The sequence below is a fragment of the Parashewanella hymeniacidonis genome (genome assembly GCF_016900895.1).
GTDB classification, from domain to species: Bacteria; Pseudomonadota; Gammaproteobacteria; order Enterobacterales; family Shewanellaceae; genus Parashewanella; species Parashewanella hymeniacidonis.
The window spans coordinates 1-1,937 of record NZ_JAFEUN010000250.1 but is presented as its reverse complement, the minus strand read 5'-3'; the positions used below and the strand labels follow the sequence as shown (position 1 = coordinate 1,937).

Below are 1,937 nucleotides of genomic sequence, written 5' to 3'. Positions count from 1 at the left end.
AATTTACTAGAGTAATCATGAGCGGTGGTTTCAGGGTCTTTTTTACAAACTATATTCTCGCAAACCCTGCTCATGATTTCGAATAATTAAGCTCAGTTCATAAAACTGTCCGAACTATTGTAATAAACAAGAAAGATTAAAAAAGAAAAACAGCTGTGGATAACTCGACGTTTCTTTGTAATTTCGGAGTAAGAACCCTTCTTAGGGGCTCTGCCCCTGCCAGCCCTTCCCCTCACTTCGTTCGTTTCCGGCATACTCCAAGAGCAATAATGCCTCGCCATTTCCTAGCTGCTTTGCATCTAGGGGCGAAGAATTAACAGCTTTAGACTGGAGGATGGTTTTGTCTTCGACCGTTAAACCCTATCTAAGCCGCAGGCTGGTTTCCCTGCGGGGCTTGTCGCTTTGCGACGGCTTAGCAAGGAAAATATTCAAATTGAGTTGATTTTGTTACATTATCAAGATATTAACGACTAAAACCATGCCCTCGTTCAGATTCATTGTTTAATTTAATCGTCTTTTGTCGTTGATCGATTATTTGCTTAACTTGCTGATTTGATCGCTCAAGCATTTCACTTCCCAACGAAGTTTGTTGTTTTGATCCAAGGTATGATTGAACATCTCTTGCAAAGCTTGTTGTGATTGTTCTAAGGCGCTCTGTTGCTTGCTGAACTCGTTCTCCAAACGCTTTAATGCGTTCAACAAATGGGTTTCCAGTTCGGTCATTTAATACCCCTTTATCACTCGATAATCGCTGTTTTCCCCGTAGGCTCTGGCTTTCAAATCGATCTGCACACACTTGCGGCTCTTCTTGCCACAAGTCGCTAGATTGATCTTGCCCCCCTGTTGTTCCAGATCGTTCACGCCCTGCTGCAGGATCATGATCTCTTCGGTCAAGTAACGCATCGTTGCCCAATTGCCGAACCAAAGTCCGGCTGAGAGGCTCAGAGCTATCAAGAACGGCCAGAGTATTCGACTCCTGAGTAATCGCCATGAGAGGCCGCTGCGTTGCTTGTGGATATCGTTTTTGATGGTATTCAGTTCTTGCTGATATGTGACGCTCAACTCTTGCCTCAAATCGCTGAGCTGCTGCTGGATCAGGTTTTGAATAATCTCGCTTTCCTTGGCGTGCTGGGCTTTCAATCGCTGTACTAAGTTCGAATCTTTCTCCATACAGGGCTCCTTTAAGTCGCCAACGTTGGTTGGTTTGGGGATCACAGACGGTGATATAATCCTTCCCCGTTCGGGTTACGGTGAGTTCGAGTTCATTTATCTGTTCAATTAGGTCGTCACGACTCCTAATTGCCCCCTCAGTGGCTCTTTGAGTGAGTATTGCGTATTGCTGTTCTTGGGTTGTCAGAAGCGCTTAGAGAGCGTCTGAGAGACTCTGCGGTTATTTTGAGTTCATGATCGGGAATCGCGATATTTCGCATTCGATCAGGGTCGTCTGGATCGGAGAGTCCGTAACGGGCATTTATTTCGCTACGAAAATCGTCAAAATGCTGTTGAGTTCTCTCCCCTGGTGGCTTGATGTTGAGGCTGTTACCGGTACTGAGTTCGACTCTTGGGGTGACGAAATGGAGTTCGTGATGTCCTGCATGGGTATAACGTACCCAGAGGATGTTGTATTGATCCGCATAGAGACCGGCAAACGCCATTTGCTCAAACCGTTCAATAATGGCGTTTTCTTGCTTTGGCGTTATCTTTTCATTTGGTGCGAACGACAACACGCCGGAGGTGTATTTGTGTTTAAATTCGAGGCTATCGATGAGGTGTTTGGTGTTTTCTGGTGAGCCACGAACGACTTGAGGAGGATGGCCCTGTCTCTTGATCAGATCTCAGAGCATTTCTCCGTCAGCTAGCATTTCTTTCGCCATCCTATATCCAACGACATAAGATTGAAGGGTATCCCAACCTTCCCAAATCGTTTCCCAGCCTGC

General features: G+C 45.8%; 2 protein-coding genes. Both read right to left on the bottom strand.

Going from position 1 to position 1,937, the window contains the following annotated elements; genetic code table 11:
- Nucleotides 1-463 precede the first annotated feature (463 nt).
- Entirely contained in the window at nucleotides 464-991 is a 528-nt protein-coding gene (locus JQC92_RS23410; RefSeq protein WP_239480687.1) for a hypothetical protein, read from the bottom strand.
- 316 nt (nucleotides 992-1,307) lie between these two features.
- Nucleotides 1,308-1,766, bottom strand: coding sequence for a relaxase/mobilization nuclease domain-containing protein (locus JQC92_RS22110; RefSeq protein ID WP_420851340.1), 459 nt, complete (start codon nucleotides 1,764-1,766; stop codon nucleotides 1,308-1,310).
- Between the last annotated feature and the right edge of the window lie 171 nt (nucleotides 1,767-1,937).